At 68.4% G+C, this 20231-nt stretch carries 17 protein-coding genes; 6 read left to right on the top strand and 11 right to left on the bottom strand.

Going from position 1 to position 20231, the window contains the following annotated elements; genetic code table 11:
• The first annotated feature begins 651 nt into the window (after positions 1-651).
• The 6 genes from kdpF (at position 652) to DSD19_RS09540 (ending at position 8495) form a co-directional block, all read left to right on the top strand.
• Positions 652-741, top strand: coding sequence for a K(+)-transporting ATPase subunit F (gene kdpF, locus DSD19_RS09570; RefSeq protein WP_113669424.1), 90 nt, complete (start codon positions 652-654; stop codon positions 739-741).
• Positions 742-751: 10 nt separating this feature from the next.
• Complete coding sequence (kdpB, locus tag DSD19_RS09565) at positions 752-2764, top strand: potassium-transporting ATPase subunit KdpB (protein ID WP_113669423.1); 2013 nt, start codon at positions 752-754, stop codon at positions 2762-2764.
• A gap of 98 nt (positions 2765-2862) precedes the next feature.
• Positions 2863-4524, top strand: a complete 1662-nt coding sequence (gene kdpA, locus DSD19_RS09555; protein ID WP_113669421.1) for a potassium-transporting ATPase subunit KdpA — start codon at positions 2863-2865, stop codon at positions 4522-4524.
• A gap of 24 nt (positions 4525-4548) precedes the next feature.
• Positions 4549-5127 (top strand): potassium-transporting ATPase subunit C, encoded by a 579-nt coding sequence (locus DSD19_RS09550; RefSeq protein WP_113669420.1) that lies wholly within the window; start codon positions 4549-4551, stop codon positions 5125-5127.
• Between the two features lie 9 nt (positions 5128-5136).
• Entirely contained in the window at positions 5137-7791 is a 2655-nt protein-coding gene (locus DSD19_RS09545; RefSeq protein ID WP_113669419.1) for a sensor histidine kinase KdpD, read from the top strand.
• Positions 7788-8495, top strand: a complete 708-nt coding sequence (locus DSD19_RS09540; protein ID WP_113669418.1) for a response regulator — start codon at positions 7788-7790, stop codon at positions 8493-8495. The genes DSD19_RS09545 and DSD19_RS09540 overlap by 4 nt, the downstream gene beginning before the upstream one ends.
• A gap of 228 nt (positions 8496-8723) precedes the next feature.
• On the opposite strand, the gene DSD19_RS09530 is transcribed toward DSD19_RS09540, so the two are convergent.
• The 11 genes from DSD19_RS09530 to DSD19_RS09485 form a co-directional block, all read right to left on the bottom strand.
• On the bottom strand, positions 8724-8981 hold the full coding sequence (locus DSD19_RS09530) for a hypothetical protein (protein ID WP_113669416.1): 258 nt from the start codon (positions 8979-8981) through the stop codon (positions 8724-8726).
• Positions 8978-9652, bottom strand: a complete 675-nt coding sequence (locus DSD19_RS09525; RefSeq protein ID WP_113669415.1) for a D-Ala-D-Ala carboxypeptidase family metallohydrolase — start codon at positions 9650-9652, stop codon at positions 8978-8980. The genes DSD19_RS09530 and DSD19_RS09525 overlap by 4 nt, the downstream gene beginning before the upstream one ends.
• A 73-nt stretch (positions 9653-9725) precedes the next feature.
• A complete protein-coding gene (locus DSD19_RS09520; protein WP_055664086.1) occupies positions 9726-10013 on the bottom strand; it encodes a DUF6127 family protein in 288 nt (95 codons plus the stop codon).
• A gap of 19 nt (positions 10014-10032) precedes the next feature.
• The gene (locus DSD19_RS09515) at positions 10033-11109 is read right to left on the bottom strand and encodes a DUF2793 domain-containing protein (protein ID WP_113669414.1); all 1077 of its coding nucleotides are present in this window, start codon (positions 11107-11109) and stop codon (positions 10033-10035) included.
• Between the two features lie 11 nt (positions 11110-11120).
• Positions 11121-15086: a glycoside hydrolase TIM-barrel-like domain-containing protein gene (locus DSD19_RS09510; RefSeq protein WP_113669413.1), complete on the bottom strand. Its 3966-nt coding sequence runs from the start codon at positions 15084-15086 to the stop codon at positions 11121-11123.
• Between the two features lie 9 nt (positions 15087-15095).
• Positions 15096-15530, bottom strand: coding sequence for an NlpC/P60 family protein (locus tag DSD19_RS09505; protein ID WP_113669412.1), 435 nt, complete (start codon positions 15528-15530; stop codon positions 15096-15098).
• Positions 15527-16411 (bottom strand): DUF2163 domain-containing protein, encoded by an 885-nt coding sequence (locus tag DSD19_RS09500; protein ID WP_113669411.1) that lies wholly within the window; start codon positions 16409-16411, stop codon positions 15527-15529. Before DSD19_RS09500 ends, DSD19_RS09505 begins: the two co-directional genes overlap by 4 nt.
• Positions 16408-17034 (bottom strand): DUF2460 domain-containing protein, encoded by a 627-nt coding sequence (locus DSD19_RS09495; protein WP_113669410.1) that lies wholly within the window; start codon positions 17032-17034, stop codon positions 16408-16410. The genes DSD19_RS09500 and DSD19_RS09495 overlap by 4 nt, the downstream gene beginning before the upstream one ends.
• On the bottom strand, positions 17034-19493 hold the full coding sequence (locus DSD19_RS09490; protein ID WP_113669409.1) for a phage tail tape measure C-terminal domain-containing protein: 2460 nt from the start codon (positions 19491-19493) through the stop codon (positions 17034-17036). Before DSD19_RS09490 ends, DSD19_RS09495 begins: the two co-directional genes overlap by 1 nt.
• Positions 19474-19614, bottom strand: coding sequence for a hypothetical protein (locus tag DSD19_RS22305; protein WP_023851451.1), 141 nt, complete (start codon positions 19612-19614; stop codon positions 19474-19476). The genes DSD19_RS09490 and DSD19_RS22305 overlap by 20 nt, the downstream gene beginning before the upstream one ends.
• 98 nt (positions 19615-19712) lie before the next feature.
• Positions 19713-20150: a hypothetical protein gene (locus DSD19_RS09485; protein ID WP_113669408.1), complete on the bottom strand. Its 438-nt coding sequence runs from the start codon at positions 20148-20150 to the stop codon at positions 19713-19715.
• Positions 20151-20231 lie beyond the last annotated feature (81 nt).

The following is a 20231-nucleotide window of genomic DNA, read 5'->3' as shown; positions in this document are numbered from 1 at the left end:
CCAGAAAGACTGCCCAGACTACCAATCTCAAACCCGCAGACTCTCGTTATGAACGAGGGACCCAAGGGGGGCAGGTCATCCAGCATGGCATCCGCCAGCAGGCGCTTCAGCCATCGGACAGGAGACAGCAGAAGTTCGGCCGGCAAACGGAGCAAGAAATGGAGTCTGTAGCTTGGCCACCGGACCAACGTCCGCGGTTCGGTTCGACTTCGGTTCCGTCTCTCGGATGCGACTGACTTCGAAGCGTTCAGGTCAGGCCGCTATTTCTCGCTGCTATTTCAAGAGCTTACAGGCTCTACACCAGATCTGCGAAGTCGAGAGGTCCGGAGAATATCGGCCCGGAGAGACCATTTCGATGCCACCTGGCGCAGAAGCCAGTGCTCAGCTCCACCCGTATAACCCTCTAAAACAACGGAAAAATCCGGCCGGAGCCGGATCGGGAGAACGCTTTCGCGAGGGCAAGTGGCGGAGGGGATGGGCCTGACATCCAACCTTCTCCACTGCGCGGCACTCCCGAGCCGCTTCTGCAACCGCATGTAAAATATAGATTTTTATGCCTCTCTAATGCCGCGAGGCCAAGTTCCGCATGGAGCCATTACGGGCTCCGGGTCCAAATACAGGACGTAATTCTGTATCTGGAGGACCCAAGACATGGGCTTCGAACTCGTCCTCGGCGGCATCGTCGCTGCGACGCTCCTCGTGTATCTCCTGGCCGTGCTGATGCGGCCCGAGCGGTTCTGAGGGGCGCATCATGGCACTGCAACCGACACAATCCATCTTCGCGGCCGAACTCGTCGGCCCCGCGCTGCGGCAGAGCTTCGCGAAGCTGCATCCCCGTCTGCTTGTCCGCAACCCGGTCATGTTCACGACGGCGACTGTCGCGCTCCTCGCGACAGTGCTGCTCCTGCGAACTGCGGTCACCGGCGGCGACTTCCTCTTTGAAGTCCAGATCGCCTTCTGGCTCTGGCTCACGGTCCTCTTCGGCAACTTCGCCGAGGCGCTGGCCGAGGGACGCGGCAAAGCACAGGCGGCGGCACTTCGGTCGACGAAGGCCGAACTGAGAGGCAAGCGCGTCAAGGGCGACAGCACAAAGGAAGTCCCTGCAAGCGAGCTGCGCAAGGACGACATCGTGCTCGTCGAGACAGGCGACCTGATCCCCGCCGACGGCGAGGTGATCGAGGGCGTGGCCTCCGTGAACGAGGCGGCGATCACGGGCGAGAGCGCCCCGGTGATCCGTGAAGCAGGCGGCGACCGTTCGGCCGTGACCGCGGGCACGCGCGTCATCTCCGACTGGATCAAGGTCAAGGTGACCGCCGAGCCGGGTACGGGCTTCCTCGATCGGATGATCGCGCTCGTGGAGGGCGCAAGCCGGGCCAAGACGCCGAACGAGATTGCGCTCACGGTCCTGCTGACCGGTTTGACGCTGATCTTCCTGGTCGCCGTTGGAACGCTGCCCGCGTTCGCCGCCTACGCCGGTGGATCGATCGCTGTCCCTGTTCTGATCGCGCTCTTCGTGGCGCTGATCCCCACGACGATCTCGGCGCTGCTCTCGGCCATCGGCATCGCGGGCATGGACCGGCTGATCCGCTTCAACGTCCTCGCGAAGTCGGGCCGAGCCGTCGAGGCGGCGGGCGACATCGACACGCTCCTCCTCGACAAGACCGGGACGATCACGCTCGGCGACCGGCAGGCCTCCGAGTTCCTGCCGCTCTCAGGGATCCGCGATGCCGAACTGATCGAGGCGGCGCGGCTGTCGTCGCTTGGCGATGAGACGCCGGAGGGCCGTTCGATCATCGAACTTGCAGGAAAGGGCGAAGCTGCCCCGGGTAGCTCGGAAGTGGTTGGATTCACGGCCCAGACCCGTGTTAGCGGCCTCAATATTGGCGACCGCCAGGTGCGCAAGGGCGCGGTCGATGCCGTCCTGAAGCTGCATGCCTTCGAGCCCGCGGCGGTTCGCGAGATGAAGTCGCTGACCGACCGTATCGCGCGGGCGGGCGGCACGCCTCTCGCGGTGGCCGACGGAACGCGCCTTCTGGGCGCGATCCACCTCAAGGACATCGTCAAATCCGGCATCAAGGAGCGTTTCGCCGAGCTGCGGCGGATGGGCATCCGGACGGTGATGATCACCGGGGACAACCCGTTGACGGCTGCCGCCATCGCGGCCGAAGCCGGCGTGGACGATTTCCTCGCCGAGGCGACGCCCGAGGACAAACTGGAACTGATCCGCAAGGAACAGGCCGGCGGCAAGCTTGTCGCCATGTGCGGCGACGGGACCAACGACGCGCCTGCGCTGGCACAGTCCGACGTGGGCGTCGCGATGAACACCGGCACCCAGGCCGCGCGCGAGGCCGGCAACATGGTCGACCTCGACAACAACCCCACAAAGCTCATCGAGATCGTGGGCATCGGCAAGCAGCTCCTGATGACGCGCGGCGCGCTTACCACTTTCTCGATCTCGAACGACGTGGCGAAGTACTTCGCGATCCTGCCGGCGATCTTCGTGGCGCTCTACCCGGGCCTCGGCGCACTCAACGTGATGGGCCTAGCCAGCCCGCAGAGCGCCATTCTTTCGGCGCTGATCTTCAACGCCGTCATCATCCCGCTTCTCGTGCCGCTGGCGCTGCGCGGCGTGACCTACCGCCCGCAAAGCGCGTCCCGACAGCTAATCCGGAACCTCGGCATTTACGGCCTCGGTGGCCTGATCGTGCCCTTTGTCGGCATCAAGCTGATCGACATGGCCGTGTCCGGCCTCGGCCTCGCCTGACAGGAGACCTCAGATGATCCTTCTCACATATGCACTCGGGATCCTCGTGTTCGCCGCTCTGATCGGCGCCGTGACCCGGCTCTTCAAGGACTGATCCCATGGACCACATATCTGTCATTCTCTTCATCGTCGGGGGCACGGCGCTGCTGTCGCTACCGCTCGGCGCCTACATGAAATGGGCGATGGACCCCACGCCCGGCCAGGCCAACCGCTGGACCGGACTGTTCCAGTCAATCGGCGGCGCGTCCGCGGACCAGGACTGGAAGCGCTATCTGGTCACGCTGCTCGTCTTCAACGTCATCATGTTCACGGTGACCTTCGCGATCCTCGCTCTGCAGCAGTGGCTGCCGCTCAACCCGGACGACAGGGGCGCCCTCGACCCGACGCTGGTGTTCAACACGGCCGCGTCTTTCACCACGAACACGAACCTGCAGCACTACTCCGGCGAGGTCTCGATGAGCTACCTCAGCCAGCTTGCCGGCCTGATGTGGCTGCAGTTCGTCTCGGCCGCGACCGGGATCGCCGCGCTGGCGGCACTGGCGCGCGGAATTGCGGGTCGGCCGGTCCTCGGGAACTTCCTCGTGGACGTGCAGCGGGCGAGCTTTCTGGTGCTGCTGCCGCTGGCCGTCGTCGTCGCATCCCTGATGGTCCTGTTGGGCATGCCGATGACGCTGCAAGGCGCGGCGACCGCGACGACGCTCGAAGGGGCGATGCAGACCATCTCGCGCGGCCCGGTCGCGGCCTTCCTGACCATCAAGCAGCTTGGCACCAACGGCGGCGGCTTCTTTGGCCCCAACGCCACGCATCCGCTGGAAAACCCGACCTTCTGGACCAACGCGCTCGCCATGGTCGCGATCCTGCTCATCCCGATGGCCTGCGTCTGGATGTTCGGCCGCATCGTCGGACGGATGCGGCACGCGACCGTCATCTTCGCGGTGATGGCGGTGTTCATCCTGGTGAAGATCGGCGGTTCGGTCGCCTTCGAGAGCGCGCCGACGCCCGCCTTCGCCGAACTTCCGGTGTCAGAGGACACGGGCAACCTTGAGGGCAAGGAGCTCCGCCTGGGCGCCACGACAGGCCCGCTCTGGGCGGTGCTGACCACCTCTACCTCGAACGGCTCGGTAGGTGCGATGCACGACAGCCTCAATCCGCTCACGGCCCTGATGCCGATGGCGGGCATGTGGCTCAACGCCACCTTCGGCGGCGTGGGCGTCGGCATGATCAACATGTTTCTCTACATCGTCGTGGCGGTCTTCGTCGCAGGCATGATGGTCGGACGGACGCCGGAATATCTCGGCCACAAGATCGAGGCCAAGGAGGTCCGCTTCGCGATCCTCGCGCTCTTCGCCCACGCTGTACTGATCCTTGGCGGCACCGCGCTCTTCGCCGCGACCGCGCTCGGCCAGGCGACGGTGCAGGATCCCGGCGCGCACGGGTTCTCCGAGATCCTCTACGAGTTCTCTTCCGCCGCAGCCAACAATGGCTCGGGCTTCGAGGGCCTCGGCGACGGGTCGGGTCCGTGGAACATCGCGACCGGGATCGTGATGCTGCTCGGCCGCTACCTGCCGATCATCCTGCCCTTCGCGATCGTGGGCAGCCTCATGGCCAAGAAGCGCGCGACCGAGAGCGCCGGCACGCTCGGCGTGGAGGATGCCACCTTCGGCACCATGCTGGGGCTGACCGTCGTCATCTTCGGCGCACTCACCTTCCTTCCGGCAGCGGCGCTCGGGCCCCTCGCCGAACACTTCTCGCTGCCTTGAGCGGCTGAAACAGGAGAAACGCACATGTCAGACTTCATTTCCGGCCTGCGCGTCGCAGCTGCGACAATGGCCATCTGCGTGGCGGGTTACACCGCTCTCATCCTCGGGTTCGCGCAAGCCGTGACCCCGGCCACCGCGAACGGATCGCTCGTCACAAACGCGGAAGGCGAGATCGTCGGCAGCCGGCTGATCGCCCAAGCGTTCGCGTCGCCGGAGTACTTCTGGCCCCGTCCCTCGGCCGTGGACTACGACGCAGCCGGTGCCGGGGGGTCGAATCTCTCCCCGGCGAACCCGGAGCTGGCCGAACGGGCCGCGGCCCTGATCTCCGCCCATGGCGGCGCCACCGAGGAGCGGCCGATCCCGGCCGATCTCGTCACTGCGTCCGGTGCCGGACTCGACCCCCACATCTCGCTTGAGGGCGCTCTGTTCCAGGCGCCACGGGTGGCTGAGGCCCGGGGCGTTGCGCCCTCGGTGGTCACTGCGGTCGTCCGGGACATGGCCTACGCGCCCGGCGCCTTCTTCACCGAAGGCCGCATCGTCAACGTCCTGGAACTCAACCTCGCACTCGATGCGGAACTGGCTCCTCCGGCGGTCACCGAATAAGGTGTTCCCATGACTGAAGAAACGCGCCCCTCCCCAGATGCATTGCTCCGTGAAGCGGAACGGGAAGGGCGTGGCACGCTCAAGATCTTTCTCGGCGCCGCACCCGGCGTCGGGAAAACGTACGAGATGCTGCTCGAAGGCGCCGAAAAACGCGAGGCGGGCAAGGACGTGGTCATCGGCATCGTCGAGACCCATGGCCGCAAGGAAACCGAAGCCCTCGTCGCGCCGCTCCCCGTGATTCCGAGGAAGGAGCTCGTCTACAAGGGTCAGACGCTGACCGAGATGGACATAGACGCCGTCCTCGAGCGGCGGCCGAAGATCGTCCTGGTCGACGAGCTCGCACACACGAATGCGCCGGGCAGCCGGCACCCCAAGCGCTGGCAGGATATCGAGGAACTGCTCGCCGCGGGCATCGACGTGATGACTACGGTGAACATCCAGCATGTCGAGAGCCTGAACGACGTGGTGGGTTCGTTCACCCATGTCCGCGTGCGCGAGACGGTTCCGGACAAGGTGTTCGAGAACGCCGAGATCGAGCTGATCGACCTGCCGCCGGAGGACCTGATCGTCCGGTTGGAGGCGGGCAAGGTCTATGTGCCCGACCAGGCCCGCCAGGCGCTCGACCATTTCTTCTCCAAGGGCAACCTGCTCGCGCTCCGCGAGCTCGCTTTGCGCCATGCGGCCCAGTACGTCGACGCGAGAATCAAGGAACACCAGAGCGTCACCGGCAAGGACGGCTTCGGCGGCGGTCAGCGGGTTCTGGTGGCGATCTCCGAGGCGGCCGGTGGCGAGCAGGTCGTCCGGGCCGCGAAGCGGCTCGCGGATGCCCTCAAGGCGCCGATGGTCGCGCTCTATGTCGAAACTCCGTCAGCCGCTCGGCGCAGCGATGCGGAAAAGACGCAGCTCGCCCGGACCCTGGCATTGGCCTCGTCCCTGGACGCCACGCTCCAGTCGGTCCCCGCAACCTCCGTGCAGGAGGCCATCGTAGCCCAGTGTCGGGAGATGCGGGCGACGCAACTGGTCATCGGCAGTTCACGCCACGGTGGTCGGGGCTTCCCGCCGTTTCGGCGCTCGATCGTGAAGGACCTCATCGACAGGACCAGCGGCGTTGCTGTGCATGTCGTGCCGCTGGCCGAGGAGCGCCGGGCGGATAGCTGGCGGCGCTATCTGCCCGCAGCGCCGTTCACCGGGGATGCCGTGGCGCTCGGAGCAGTCGGCGTCACTACCCTTGTGCTATTCTTCGCGCAGGACTGGATCAGCCGCGGCCCGATCGACATGCTCTACCTCGTGCCGGTGATCGCGAGCGCGAGTTTCTTCGGCTCCCGGTCGGGACTTGTGGCGGCCATCGCCGCAGGCATCGCCTACAACTTCTTCTTTCTGCCGCCCTTCTACACCTTCATCATCTACGGCCCTGCCAATATCATCACGGCCATCCTGCTCGTCATTGTGGCAATCTTCACCGGCCAGCTCGCCGCGCAGGCGCGGGCGGCGGCGGCGCTTGCGATGCGCAGCGCGCGGGAGAACGCGGCGCTCGCCCGGTTCGCGACACGGCTTGGAGCGGCGTCCGACACCTCCGAGACGGCGAGAATCGTCTGCGACGAAATCCGCTCGATCCTCGTCGTGCAGACGATGATCCTGCATGGATCGGGAGATGGCGTGAAGATCACCGCCTCCGGCCAGACGAAGCCCGAACTCAGCCCTGTGGACAGGGCGGCTGCCGAGTGGGCTTTTGAGCATGGGGAAGCCGCGGGGCGCGGCACGAACACACTCACCGCGAGCGACTGGCAATTCCGCCCGCTCAAGACCTCGCTCGGCACGCTGGCGGTCCTCGGGCTGCGCAGCCCCTCAGGCCGCGACGCCGTACCGACGGAGCGGGCCGCGCTTGCAGAGAGCCTGATCGACCAGGCCGCGCTCGCCCATGAGCGGCTCAAGCTCGAGACGGACATGCGCGAGATGGAGGTGGTGCGCCAGCGCGACAGCCTGCGTGCAGCCCTCCTGGCCTCCCTCAGCCACGACCTGAGGACACCGCTGACGGCTGTAACGGCCGCGGCCGAGGCTTTGTCCTCCAGCGGCGAGGACGCCGAACTCGTCGAGACGGTGCGCAGCGAAGCGCGGCGGCTGAACCGGTTCCTCTCCGACCTGCTCGACCTGACCCGGATCGAGGAAGGCGCGGTCACCCCCGATCTGCAGCCCATCGATCTGACGGACGCCATCACCTCGGCCATAGCCGACCTCGCCGGGCCGCTGGAGGGCCGCAAGGTGCAGACATCGATCGATCCGAACCTCCCGCTCGTCCGCGCGGACGCCGTGCTGCTGCACCATGCGATCCTGAACCTCATCGACAACGCGGTGAAGTATTCGCCCGAGGAGGAACCGATCGAGGTAGTCGCGCGCATGGGACGGCGCGGCCCGGTGATCGACGTGCTCGACCGGGGCCCCGGCATCCCCCAGGGTAGCGAACAGCGCATCTTCGACCGCTTCGCACGTGGCGAGACCTCGGACCGCACCGGCGGTTCGGGGCTCGGGCTCGCCATCGTCAAGGGTTTTGCTCAGGCGATGGGGTTCACAGTAGAGGCGGCGCGGCGGCAGCGTGGCGGCTCGCGGTTCACGATCCGGATGCCGCCCGAGGCGATCGTCCAGCTCTCGATGGAGGACATAGCGTGAGCGGGCACATCCTGATCGTCGACGACGAGATGCCCATCCGTCGGTTGCTGCGGGTGTCCACCGAGCGAAGCGGCTACACCACCGAAGAAGCGGCGACCGCCGCGGCGGCGCTTCAGGCTCTCGATAGGTCCAAGCCGAGGCTCGTGCTCCTGGATCTCGGCCTTCCCGACCGGGACGGTCTCGAACTCATCGGTCCGTTCCGCGACAAGGGTGTGCCGATCATCGTGCTCACCGCCCGTGAGGGCTCGGGCGAGAAAGTCGCCGCCCTTGATCTCGGGGCGGACGACTACGTCACGAAGCCGTTCGACAGTGAGGAGCTTCTGGCGCGCATCCGCTCCTGCCTGCGCAGGGCGGACCGGAGCGCAGGCGTCACGCGGCGGGTCAAGGTCGGCCCGGTCGAGATCGATCTCGACGCGCACAGCGTTCGCAAGTCCGGCGCCGATGCCCGGCTTACGCCGAAGGAATTCTCGCTGCTGGCGGAGCTGGCCAGTCATCCGGGCAAGGTGCTGACCCACACCCACCTCCTGCGCGAAGTCTGGGGGCCGGCCCACACCGACAACGTCGAGTACCTGCGGGTGACCGTCAGATCGCTGCGCAAGAAACTCGAGGACGACCCGTCCAGCCCGACGCTGATCCTGAACGAGCCGGGCGTTGGCTACCGGTTCTTTGAGCCGACCGCACCGGGCAGTGCGGAGCGGACTTGATGACGCCGCGATACACAGATGGGCATGCGGTTCCTGCCGACGTGGAGGATGGACACTGATCATATTGCCGGAGAGCATGATCGCACTTGGTCCCGCATGACAGCGTAATCGCTCAGCATTTCCGCGATCATCGATCCTTCCGGCAGCAAGGCCAGCTCCTCGGCCGCCCGCGCCTGGAACTCCCGGCCATACTCGACCACGGGCGGGCACGTCGCGAGCCTCCCGTCCTCAGAACTCACCGTCGCGCAGCCGGTCAGCGAGATCGTTGCGATCGCGAGGACGGCGAGCCGCCGCTTCCAGCATCTGGCGTTGCACGTCATTGGCCTTCTCCGTGGTTTCAAGGCGCTCGGCGAGGCGTCCCGCTTGCTCCCCGGAGCCGCGCAGGGCCAGCAGGAACAGCAGGACCGCGAGGGCGGTGACGCCGTAGCGAAGCGCCGCGCGCGCCCATGACGATCCGGCGAGCATGGCGAGGAGCCCGGAGATCACCGCCGCCCCCGCCGCCAGTCGTCGAGGCGGGCGTAGATCGTGACCGCGATCCCGCCGAGCGCCACGGCGATGAACACCCATCGAAGCGTGTCGAGATACGGCACGAGCGGCAGGATGGCGGTCTGGGTCTCGGCGAGGACGCTCTGCGCAACCTCGACGCCGGCCGCACCCAGCGTCGCCACGCCCGCCGCGCCACCCCCCTTCATTGTGCGGCTGTCGGCCAGCACCTCGCGCGCGGGCGGCGACTCGGCTGCAAATGCCGTCGCCCGGACCGGGAACCGCTCGCCCCACTGACGCGCGGGACCGAGGTCGACGTGCATGAAGCCGGAGCGCGGGTAGAAGCCGAAGCCGAGGAACCCGACCTCCCGCGCCGACGCCTCGAAGGCCACGGGGTCGTGGTTCGCCATGGCGATGTCGAAGGCGGCGCCATCGAGGTGCTTGGAGCGGGTCGCGCCGCCGACGGCGCGGTTGTGCTCGGGGCTGCGATAGGCGGAACGCACGATCAGCGGCTTGCCCAGCAGGTCGCGCAGCGCCTGCAGCTTGTCGAGCGCGGGTTCGTTGACGAGCAGCTTGCCGGTGCCCCGGCAGGCAATCTCGGCAGGGCTGAAGTTGGGCCAGCGCCAGGTGCTCTCCGGCACGTCGCGCCAGTGGTCGTAGAAGGTCGTGGTCATGGGGTCCTCCAGAAACGAAAAACCCGCCTCGAGGGCGGGTCATTGCGGGCCGATGAAAGGGGATGGGGCGCGGCTACGGGCCGCCGCCGAAGATCTTCAGCTTGATCGCGATGCCCGCGAGCAGCGCCAGCATGACGCCGGTGGTGATCATCCGGACCGCGGTCTGCATGGCGGTCCGGCGCACCAGCCGGATGCAGTCGACCAGGGAGCGCAGATCCCGGATGTCGAGCGCGGCCTCGTCGCCGTCGAGGCCGACATCGGCGAGCGCGCGCTTTGCACCTTCCTCGGCCGCCCGGGTCAGGATCGCCTCGAACTCGGCGTCGGGCATGCGGACGTAGCCCTCGGATCGGGGTGGGTTCATCGGGTCCTCCTTGCGCCGCTCAGCCGATCTTGCAGCCCCAGAAGGACGTGTGGTCGGCCGCGAAGTAGCCGTCCGCGACCCGGAAATATCCCTGCATCTCGACGGTATCGCCCGCGGTCAGCGGCACCATCGTCTGCAGCCAGATCGCGGTGGCGAGCGAGACATGGGTGGCGGAGATTTCGCCGAGGGAGCCGCGGATTTCCGTCGTGCCGTTCAGCACCAGCCGCCCGCGCATGCGGGCCGTGGCGCTGGCGTTGATCTTGTAGAGCAGCGTCGCGCCGAAGAGGTAGGTGCCGTCCGCGGGCGCCACGAAGTGGTTGTTCCCGGCGTCGAACGCGCCCTGATCGTTGTAGTCGGTGTTGTTGAGGCCGATCTTCGTCCAGGTCCCCACGCCCACGTAGTTGTCGTAGTTGGTGTACGCCTTGAACCGGGGCAGCCGGGGCTGGTCCACGATGCCGGTGGCGTTGTCGACGCTGAGCCCGTCGAAGAAGGTGCTGCCGTCGGCGGAGACTGCCAGGCGGAAGCGGTCCGAGCCGAAGAGGCCGACCAGCGCCTTGGTCACGAAGCCGGTCTGCAGGGTCAGGCCGAGATCGTCGCCTGCCGCCTCCTTGTTCATGGTGTAGAACAGGTCGCCGGTGCCGCCCTCGGCCACGGTCTTCGCCGTCCAGAGCGCGGCGTTCAGCTTGGCCGAGAACGGGTTCGACGCATCGGCGGTGGTGCCTAGCCCCAGGAGCGCGAGGTTCTGCAGCGCCGTGGGTGTAGTTCCGACCCAGCCCGCGCCGTCATGGACCAGCAACAGTCCCTCGTCCTCGACCCAAGCCCGCCAGCCGGACCGGGGCGGCAGGCGCAGCCAGACGCCATCGGTCCAGAGCGCGACGTTCAGGTCCCAGCCCGCCCAGTCGCCCGTTGCGCCCGAGCCGACGATGTAGCGGTCGCCATCGGCGGGAGACCCGGGCGGCGCGGTGAGGTCACGGTCGATCACCGAGAGCTGCACGAGCCCGTCTAGGAGCCGCAGCGCCTCGTTGTGGGTAACGTGTTTCTGGGCCTGCGCCGCCAGGATGTAGGGCAGCAGGAGATGGGTCGTGGCGTCGGACATGGGAAAGGCCTTCAGAACAAGTGCGTGACAGTCTTGGGCGCGCCCCGCCCGACGAGGGCCGAGAGCTGGAAGATGCGGATGTCGAGCGTGTCGCCGGGGTCGAGCGGACTGCCCCAATCGGCGGTCTGCTGGGCGGCGGTGTAGACCGCACTGGTGGTGGTCACGCTCAGCACCCGTTTGACCGTCGCGCCATCGAGGATCTCGACCTCGTAGGCTTCGAGCTCTTCTCCGAGCGGCACCTCCAGCCCGCCCCAGCTGTCGGCTGCGAGTACGCGCGACCGGCGCGTCCAGCGGATCGTCAGATCGCCAGGCGTGCGCGGTGTGCGCCACGGCTGCTCGACATGAGCGACCGAGAACGGCCGCAACCCAACGCCTGCCGGCGTGAAGGACTGCGCCACATAGGTTTCGTCGCTGACTGGGCGGCTCGCCGGACCGATGCGCCAGTTCCACGGCAGCTCGAGATCGGCCTCCGCGATCGGCAGGGACGCGAGACTATCGTCCAGCACCACCACGCGTGCGCCTGCCGGAGCCGGGTTGCCCATCGCACCTTCGGTGCCGCGCTGGCCGCGCAGGAGCCGGGTCAGGCGATACCGGCCGGGCGCGAGCAGTTCCGCCGCGCCCGCCTGCACGATCTCCCAGACGCCCGACGCGGTTTCCACCGCCAGCGCGTTCGCCCCGCCGAACAGCGTCAGGTCGGTGACGCTCTCCAGCGTGCCGGTCAGCAGATCGACGACCAGAGCATTGCCGAGGTCGAAGCGCGAGGTGGGCCCGGCGTAGAGGTCGGAGACCAGCGCCCCCTTCCGGGCGCGACTGCCGAAGGTGGTCAGCAGCTCGAACCCGTCCGTCGAGGGGCTGCGGAACACCGCCATCTCGCCGGGCCAGGGAACCGCGTGCGCCGCAATGAGGGGCCGATGCGCCGGCTGGTCCTCGGTCAGCTGCGGCAGGTCCATCAGCACCGCGTCCGGCGCGCCGAACACTACGGCGCGCGTAAGCGACGCCGCGCGCGGATCGCCGGGCGGCAGGTCGTAGGTCGCCCGATCCTGGCGCACCGCCTCGATGCCGCGCGCCTCGGCGTCGGCGATGGAGACGAGCCGCAGATCGACCAGTCGCCCGTCATGCGCAAGCCGGATCGCGTCTGCCGGATCGAGCGCCAGGCGCGAGGGCGGCAGACGGAACGCCGCGGTCTCGCGCCCCACCCAAGCCTCCATCAACGCACGGCGGCAGCGTCGCTCGGCCTCCTCGGGCGGCACCGCCATCGGGAAGGACTCGGACGCGATCCGGGTCGTGTCCACCGTGATGCGCCGCGCCTCGACGAGGGCGGCGTCGTAGTCCTCGTCGGCGCGGGCGACCTGCCATTTCAGCGCCTGCGGCAGCTCCGTCTCCTGGCCGCGCGTCAGTTCCAGCACGTCGCCCTCGCGGGCCGCGACCAGATCATCGGGTGCGAGGGTCGCGACGGAGGCCCGGCCGCGCATGATGAAGCGGATCACCCCCTCGGTCTCGACCGCGTCGAAGCCGAAGTGGCGCGACAGCGTGGTGATCGAGGCGCGCGGGCTTTCGAGCGCGGTGATCGCGTAGCCTTCCACTGCGCCCCAGAGACCGGAGACGTCGATGTGGGCTTCGGGCAGACCAGCGCGCAGGCAAAGGTGCCGGACCAGCGCCGCGATCGACACCGCTCCCAGCCGACCGGTCAGCCAGTGGCCGAGCCGCCAGTTCGCCCCGTCCGTCCAGACGTCGGTCAGCGCGGGAAAGAACGGATAGGGCCGCGCGTCCCAGGTCCAGGCGGCGCATTCCGGCACATGCACCATCCGGCCGCCGTAGACCGAGGACAGTAGGTTGTTCGCGGCATCGCCCCACCAGAGGTACGTCGCCTCGAGATAGGCGCGCTGGATGGCGTCGTCGCGCCAGCCCCGCGAAAAATGCGGCGTGAAGCTCTCCGACGACTTCGGATCGAAGAAGACGTTCGGCTGGTTGGTGCCCCGGTCGATGGCCGGGCAGCCCAGTTCGGTGAACCAGATCGGCTTGGACTCGGGCGTCCATGCCGTCCGCGTGCCGCTCTCCACACCGCCCGGGCGGTCGTAGTGCGGGTTCGACCACCAGGCGCGCAGATCCTTGTAGCGAAAGACCCAAGGCTTGCTGGCCGCGCCGTCGGTGATCGGGGTCCGCACCTGCCCGGTGCGATCGGCCGCGCTGGCATAGAACCAGTCGAAACCTTCGCCGCCTGCGATGTTCCCCTGCAGGTAGGCGCGGTCGTAGATCGCGGGCCAGCCCTCGGCCGCGTCCGCGTGCTCGAACCCGTCACGCCAATCGGAGAGCGGCATGTAGTTGTCGATCCCGACGAAATCGATCTCGGGATCGGCCCAGAGCGGGTCGAGGTGGAAGAACACGTCACCGCTGCCGTCACCCGGCTGGTGCCCGAAGTATTCCGACCAGTCGGCGGCATATCCGATCTTCGTCCCGGACCCGAGGATCGAACGGACATCCGCAAGCAGGTCCCGATAGGCCTGGACCGCCGGATAGGTACTGGCGCCCGAGCGGATCGTCGTGAGCCCGGGCATCTCGGTCCCGATCAGGAACGCATCGACACCGCCCGCCGCCGCGCAGAGATGAGCGTAGTGCAGCACCATGCGGCGCAGGCCCCAGTCGCCGGGCGCGCCGGTCCACGAAACCGACTGGCCCGAGACGCTGAAGCTCGCGGGCGTCGCCGCGCCGAACAGCGCCGAGACCTGCGTCGCGGCCGTGGCGGTCTTGTCCACCGTCCCGGCATAGCCCGCCGCCGGCGAACAGGTGATCCGCCCCCGCCAAGGGAAAGCGGGCTGGCCGGTCTCGGCGGCGTCGTCGGAATACGGGTTCGGCAGCGTGTTGCCCGGCGGCACGTCCATCAGGATGAAGGGATAGAATGTCACCCGCAGCTCGCGGGCCTTCATCTCCTGGATCGCCTGCACCACAGCGAAGTCGGATGGCGTGCCGCCATAGACGGGGCGGTCCTGGTCGTCGCGGCTGACGAGGAAGGCGTTGGCGCGGCTGACGCCGTTGACCGACCAACTGGCAGGCGTGGTCGACTTCGCGGACACCTCGACGCCGGGCCGCACCTTGCAGGATCCCGCCCGCAGATCGTCGCCGAACCACGCGACGACGAGGCTGACGCTCTCGACCGCCGGGGCCATGGCCTGCAGCCGGTCCAGCGCCTCCACCATGTCGGTGGAGTCGGCCAGCGCGTTCAGGTTCTCGGGCACCGTCGCGCCGCCATCGGTCTTGCGGATCGCCTGCGTGGCATAGGTGAACTCGCCCGAGGCCGGGATCATGGTGACGGCGCAGGTCAGCCCCTCGGCGGTGTCGGGATCGGCGAGCGGCCGGAACACCTCGAAGGACAGCTGCGGCAGGCGGTTGCCATAGGTCGAGAGCGCCAGTTCCTCGAAGACGACATAGGCGGTGCCGCGATAGGCGGGGGTGTTGGCCGCGCCCATTTTCGCCGCGATGAACGGATCGGGGCCCTGAGCCTCGTCGCCCGGATACCAGCGCCAGGTGACGCCGGAGAGGTCCATCGGCTTGCCATCGGCCCAGATGCGGCCAATCCCGGTGATCGGGCCTTCGCAGAGCGCCACGGCGAAGGAGGCGTAATAGAGATACTCGGTCGTCTTGACCTTGCCGCCCCCGCCGCCCTTGCCGCCGCCCTGCGTGGTGGTCTTCGTCTCCTCGCGGAAATCGGTCGCCCAGATGATGTTGCCGCCCATCCGCATCCGGCCATAGAGCCGCGGGATCACCGCGCCCTCGGTGGCGGAAGTGATGCGCAGCGTGTCGAGCCGCGCGCCTTCGATGCGCTGCGTGGGCGCCAGCGACGAGATGATCCAGCTGTCGACGACCGAGCCGATGGTGGAGCCGATGAAGCCGCCGATGGTGGCGGCGCTGACACCGAGGATGGCTCCGCCGATGCTGCCGCCAATGGCGGCGCCAGCCGCGCCGAGAACGAGGGTGGCCATGTCGGGGTCTCAGCGTTGTGGGAACAGGAAAGCGAAGGCGATGCGCCGCCGCCAGGATTGCGTGAGGGGTTCCTCGATCACGCCGAGCCGCTCATAGGCGTGGAGGAAGGTGGCAGGCCCGGTCAGGATGCCCACATGCTTTGAGATGGCGCGAGGCTTCATGCGGAAGAGCACCAGCGCGCCGGGACCAGCCTCGGCGGGCAACACCTCGATCATCATGGCGCGCGCGCCGTCGGCCAGCACCTCGCGCGGTCCGGTCTCGCCCCAGTCGCGGCTGTAGGGTGGGATCGGGAACGGCTCGGGGCCGACGACCTCGCGCCAAACGCCGCGGGCGAGGCCAAGGCAGTCGCAGCCGACGCCGCGAAGGCTGGCCTGGTCGTGGTAATGCGTGCCGAGCCAGGAGCGCGCAATGGCGATGACGCGGGAGGGATCGGCGGAGGTCACAGCACGGACCCCTCGTGGCCGCCGTCCTTCGTGGCGTAGCGGAGAACCGCGTCTTGGCCGGGGATGTGCGGAAAGCCGCGGAAGTTGGCGATGTTCGCGTACTTGGCCCCGCAGGTCTCCATGCGCTTGTCGCAGCCTGCACGGATCGTGAAGCCGTCACCCTCGGCGATAGCGCGCACCGGCGCTTCGAGCAGGGTCAGCACGGCGACGCCGTCGGTCACGTCATGGCCTAGCACCTCAGCTTTGCGCCCCGCATTCGCGCCGCTGGTCCATGCGATGGTCCCGAAGGTGAACAAGCCAGAGGCGAAGCCTCCGAGCCCGGAGGCGGTGAAGGCGCGGTCGCGCAAAAGGTCGATCACGGCGCCCGTGCCCTTGAAGGCGGGGTCCTCCAGATCGACGCCGCAGCGCGCATCGCCGAGCGCGGCATCGCAGGTCGCCTGGAAGGTCCGCCCGACCGTTTGGCCGAGGACATGGGCGAGCGATCGCACCTCGGCGACGAAGGCCAGCCTCCCGCGCCGGATCTGGCCGATGGCGCCGCGCCGCATCAGCACACGCTGGCTCGTGTCGGCCCAGTTCACCCGCCAGACCTCGACCTCGGCATTGTCCCAGCGGCCGTCGAGGATGTCGGTCTCGGTGATGCGGTCGGAGGTCAGCACGCCCTCGGCATCCTGCGCATCGACGGACAGGTCCGAGCCCGAGCGGACCTCGGAGGCGGTCAGCCCACTTTCTGGCTCGAAGTTGACGCCATCGAAGGTGAGCGTCCGGTCGTGGTCGGTGAAGCCGAAGCTCGTGCCGTCGGCACGCGCGATCCGCCAGCACCAGGCGAGCGTGGTCGTGCCCTCGTCGAGATGGGCCTGAAAGGCGGGAACGAGGGTCTTCATCGGCGCAGTTCCAGAAGCGGTATGGAGGTGATCGAGCCGAGCCGTTCGAGGTCGAGCGTCACGTCGAGCACGTCGGTGTCGAAGCGGACCGGCACGTCGAACTCGAAGCCGGCGGTGATCGCGACGCCAGCGCCCGGCGCAGCGTTGAAGCTGACGACGCCGGTCGTGGTATCGACCGACCAGCCGGAGGGCTGCTCGACCCCGGCGAGCGCGATGCGCACGGTGCCCGCCACCGGCTTGGCGATGGCGCGCGTCCAGGATTGCGCGCCCGAGGCATAGCGCTTGACCAGCTGGAAAGCGGTCGTCGCGCTGTCGCCGGTGCCGATCGCCTGGTCGCTGGGCGACGGCGTGCCCGAAGGCAGGCAGGACTTGTGGTCGCCCCAGTCCTTGAAGCGGAAGCCGTGCAGCCGCCCGTTGCGCGCCTCGAAGAAGGCGACGACGGCTGCGAGATCGTCCGCGCGGCGGATACCGTAGGCGACGTCGTAGCGGCGGCGCGAGTTGGCCCAGCTGGCGTTGCGTTCCTCGTCGCCCGAGGCGAGCTCGACGATTTGCGTGCGCCGCTCCGGCCCGCCCCGCGCGCCGCGACTGATGTTGTCGGGAAACCGGACCTCGTGGAACGCCATCACATGCCCCTCCGCCCGAGCGAGACGGCGCGGGCGATGTCGGCCGCCACCTGCGTGCGGGATTGGCGGAAGCTCTCGGCGTCGTGCGCCATGATGGTGACGTTGACGCCGCCGCCTGTGCCGTAGCTCTGCGCCTCACGCCGGGACAGCACGCGCTCGCCCCGCTGCAGGATCGCGGGCACTTCGTCGTGGCGAAGTCCGGCCATGCCGCCACCGTGCATCCGGGGCGCGGCGGCGAAGGCCATAGCCGGGACCATGCGCGAGGGCCCAGCCGATCCGACCATCCCGCCCGCATGCAGGACGTTGGCGTAGGTGAGCGGGGACCGTGGCCCCAGTGGGGCTGCGTAAGCCCCGCGAACGCCCGCGCCGGAGAACACGCCCGAGAGCGCATTGGCTATCGGCCCGAGGATGAAACGCCGCGCGGCCAGTTGGGCGAGACCTGCCAGCAGCGAGGTGACGAGGTCGCGGAAGTTCAGCTTGCCGGTCTTCACGAACTGGCCCACCGCGTTCTCGGCCGACTGGAATGCGCCGACGAGGCTCTGGCCGATGTCACCGCCGATGTCGCGGGCCTTGCTGGCGTAGTTGGAGAGCGCTGCGGTGACGGCCTGCCAGCCGGTGACGGCGGCCTCGGTCGCGGGCTCCGCTACCGCAGCAGCAGCTCCGGCCGCAGCACCTGCACCCGTGGCGGCGCGTCCGGCATCGCCGAGCGCCGTCTCCAGCCGCTCGGCCGCGCTGGTGGCCTCGGTCAATACATCGGCACTGGCTTCGTCGGCACCCCGCACCGCATCGCGCAGCGCCTGCCAGCTTTCGAGGGGCGCGCGAGCGCCCTCGGCGAGATCGCGCGCGGCGCTGCGGTAGACATTCGCGGACTCGAGCGCCCGGTTCGCCGCCTCGGTCAGGCCGAGATCGGGCGCGCTGAGCGGGTTGTCCTCGAAGGCCCGGTCGAAGGCCGCCTGCGCCGCCGTCGTGGCGGCACTGGCCGCGCCCTCGAAGCGGTTCTCGATCTCGCCGAGGTCGAGGTCCGGCACCAGCGAGATGCGGCGCTCCGACCCGAGCGCTTCCAGCCCTTGGTTGATGCCGCCGATGAAGCCGTTGATGCGCGAGACCACGCCGTTCAGCATCGCCTCGACGCCGTCGACGAGGCTGTTGGCCGCCTGGAACGCCAGATCGCCGATGGCGGCGGGCAGCAGACCCCAGATCGCCTTGATCGCCTCGTAGGCGCCTTCGAAGGTGTTCGCCGCGGTGTTGCCGAATCCGACGACACTCTCAATGGCGCTCTGCATGCCCGACGCGGCGTCGGCCTTCAGGTCGAAGAACATCGCCGTGGCGGCCGCGCCCGCCGCAGCGGCGCCCATCCTGATCCGCTCCCAGACCTCGACCGCGAGGTCCTTCAGGAGCGACATCGCCTCGCCGAAGCCGCCCGCGCCGGAGACGAGACGGGTAAACTGGTAGACGAGCTCGCCCGCGCCGACGATCAGCGCCCCGATGCCGGTGCGGATCAATGCGCCGCGCAGAAGGACGAGCGCTGTGGCGAGGCCACGGACCGAGAGCGCGGCAGCGGCCATGCCGGCGACCCAACGTCCCGCGAGGAACGCGGCGAAGGTGGCGGCATAGGTGGTCAGGCGGCCGATGTTGTCGAAGAGCCCGCGGATCGCGATGCCGAGCGGACCCGTGCGGCTCGCGACCGCAGCCATGGCGTTTGCGAGGGCCTCGAGCGCAGGCGCTGCGGCGACGGCGAGCTGGTTCGACAGACCGCGCCAGATCAGTCCGAGCCGGGAGATGGCATCGTTCGTGCGCTCGATCTGGTCGGCATCCTGTTCGGAAACGACGACACCGAAGGCGAGGACGTCTTCCGTCGCCTGGCGCAGCGTCGCGGTGTCGATCCGCGACATGGCAATGGAGCCTTCCTCGCCAAAAAGCTGGCCTGCGACAGCCGCGCGTTCTGCGGCGGGCACGAAGCTTTCGATGGCGGCGTTGATGGCGCCGACGCGCTGGTCCAGCGGCAGGGCGATCAGCTCGTTGGCGGAAAGGCCCAGCCGGTCCAGCGCATCGGCGGCGGGGCCGGTCCCTGCGGCCGCCTGGCTGAGCCGACGCGTCAGATCCTTGGTGGCCTGTTCGATCCCGGACATCGACACGCCCGCCAGTTCGCCCGCGCGCTCCAGCGTCTGGATCGAGGCGACCGTGGTCCCCAGCGACTGCGCGAGCTTGGCCTGCGCATCGACGGTCTGGAGGCCGGAGCGGATCATCGCCACGCCAGCGGCGGTCGCGGCGGCCACGGCAGCGGCTGCCGCTACCCGGACCCGGCGCGAGAAAGCCGCGAGCCGGGCGTTGGCCGCCTCCATCTCGCGGCTGAGCCGCCCGAAACCGCGCGACCCGGCCTCGCCCACGCCCTCCAGTTCGGCGCGCACCTGCCGTCCGCCCACGGCCGCGAGGCGGACGCTAACCCGTTTTTCCGCCATGGGAATGATCCATCTGTTCGTTGAGTTTGGCGACCATCACCGCTTCGATGACGGGCAGCAGTTCGGCCATGGCGAGCGGCGGCACGCCAAGCGCGTCACCGAGCGCCAGCGCCGCCGACATGTCCCACCCGATCACCGCGCCGGGCAGGACACGCAGCTGGCCACCGAGACGGCCGACGAGGTCCCAGACCTGCCAACCCTCCGGAGTTTCCGGACGGTTCAGCCGCGCCGGGCAGTCCGGGCAGGCTTGCGCACACACTTCGCAATAGCGCTCGCCCCCGCCGAAGGACCATTCGGCGAGAGCGCGGAGACGTTTTTTTCCTGTTCCAGCAGCAGACCCTTGGAGACATAGGTCAGCTGGAAAGCCTCGAAGATCGGCCAGACGTCGAGCAGCGCATTGATGGCCTCGGGGCTCGGATCGATGGGGTTGCCTTCGGCGTCGCCGATGCCCTCCCAGGCAAGCACCGCGCGGCGGGCAAGCGCCTTGGCGAAGGCGACGGCGCGTTCCTCGTCCGCTGCCTCCTCGGGCACCACCTCGACGGCGGGATCGCTGCGGGTCGCTACCATCAGCGCCGTGGTCAGCGGGCGCAGCTGCACCCGGACGCCGGGCGCGAGGTCATGCCAGCGCGGCGCGTTCGTCAGATCGAGCGTCAGCATCAATAGTATCCGTTTTGATCAAGGGTTGATTTCGGCCCATTTCCGGTCGTCCCGGATCAGGGCGTTGGCGAGGACGATGAG

Origin of the sequence: Rhodovulum sp. BSW8, assembly GCF_003314725.1 — a bacterium.
GTDB classification, from domain to species: domain Bacteria; phylum Pseudomonadota; class Alphaproteobacteria; order Rhodobacterales; family Rhodobacteraceae; genus Rhodovulum; species Rhodovulum visakhapatnamense.
The sequence above is the reverse complement of the archived record's forward strand: the minus strand, read 5'-3'. Positions and strand labels throughout refer to the sequence as shown.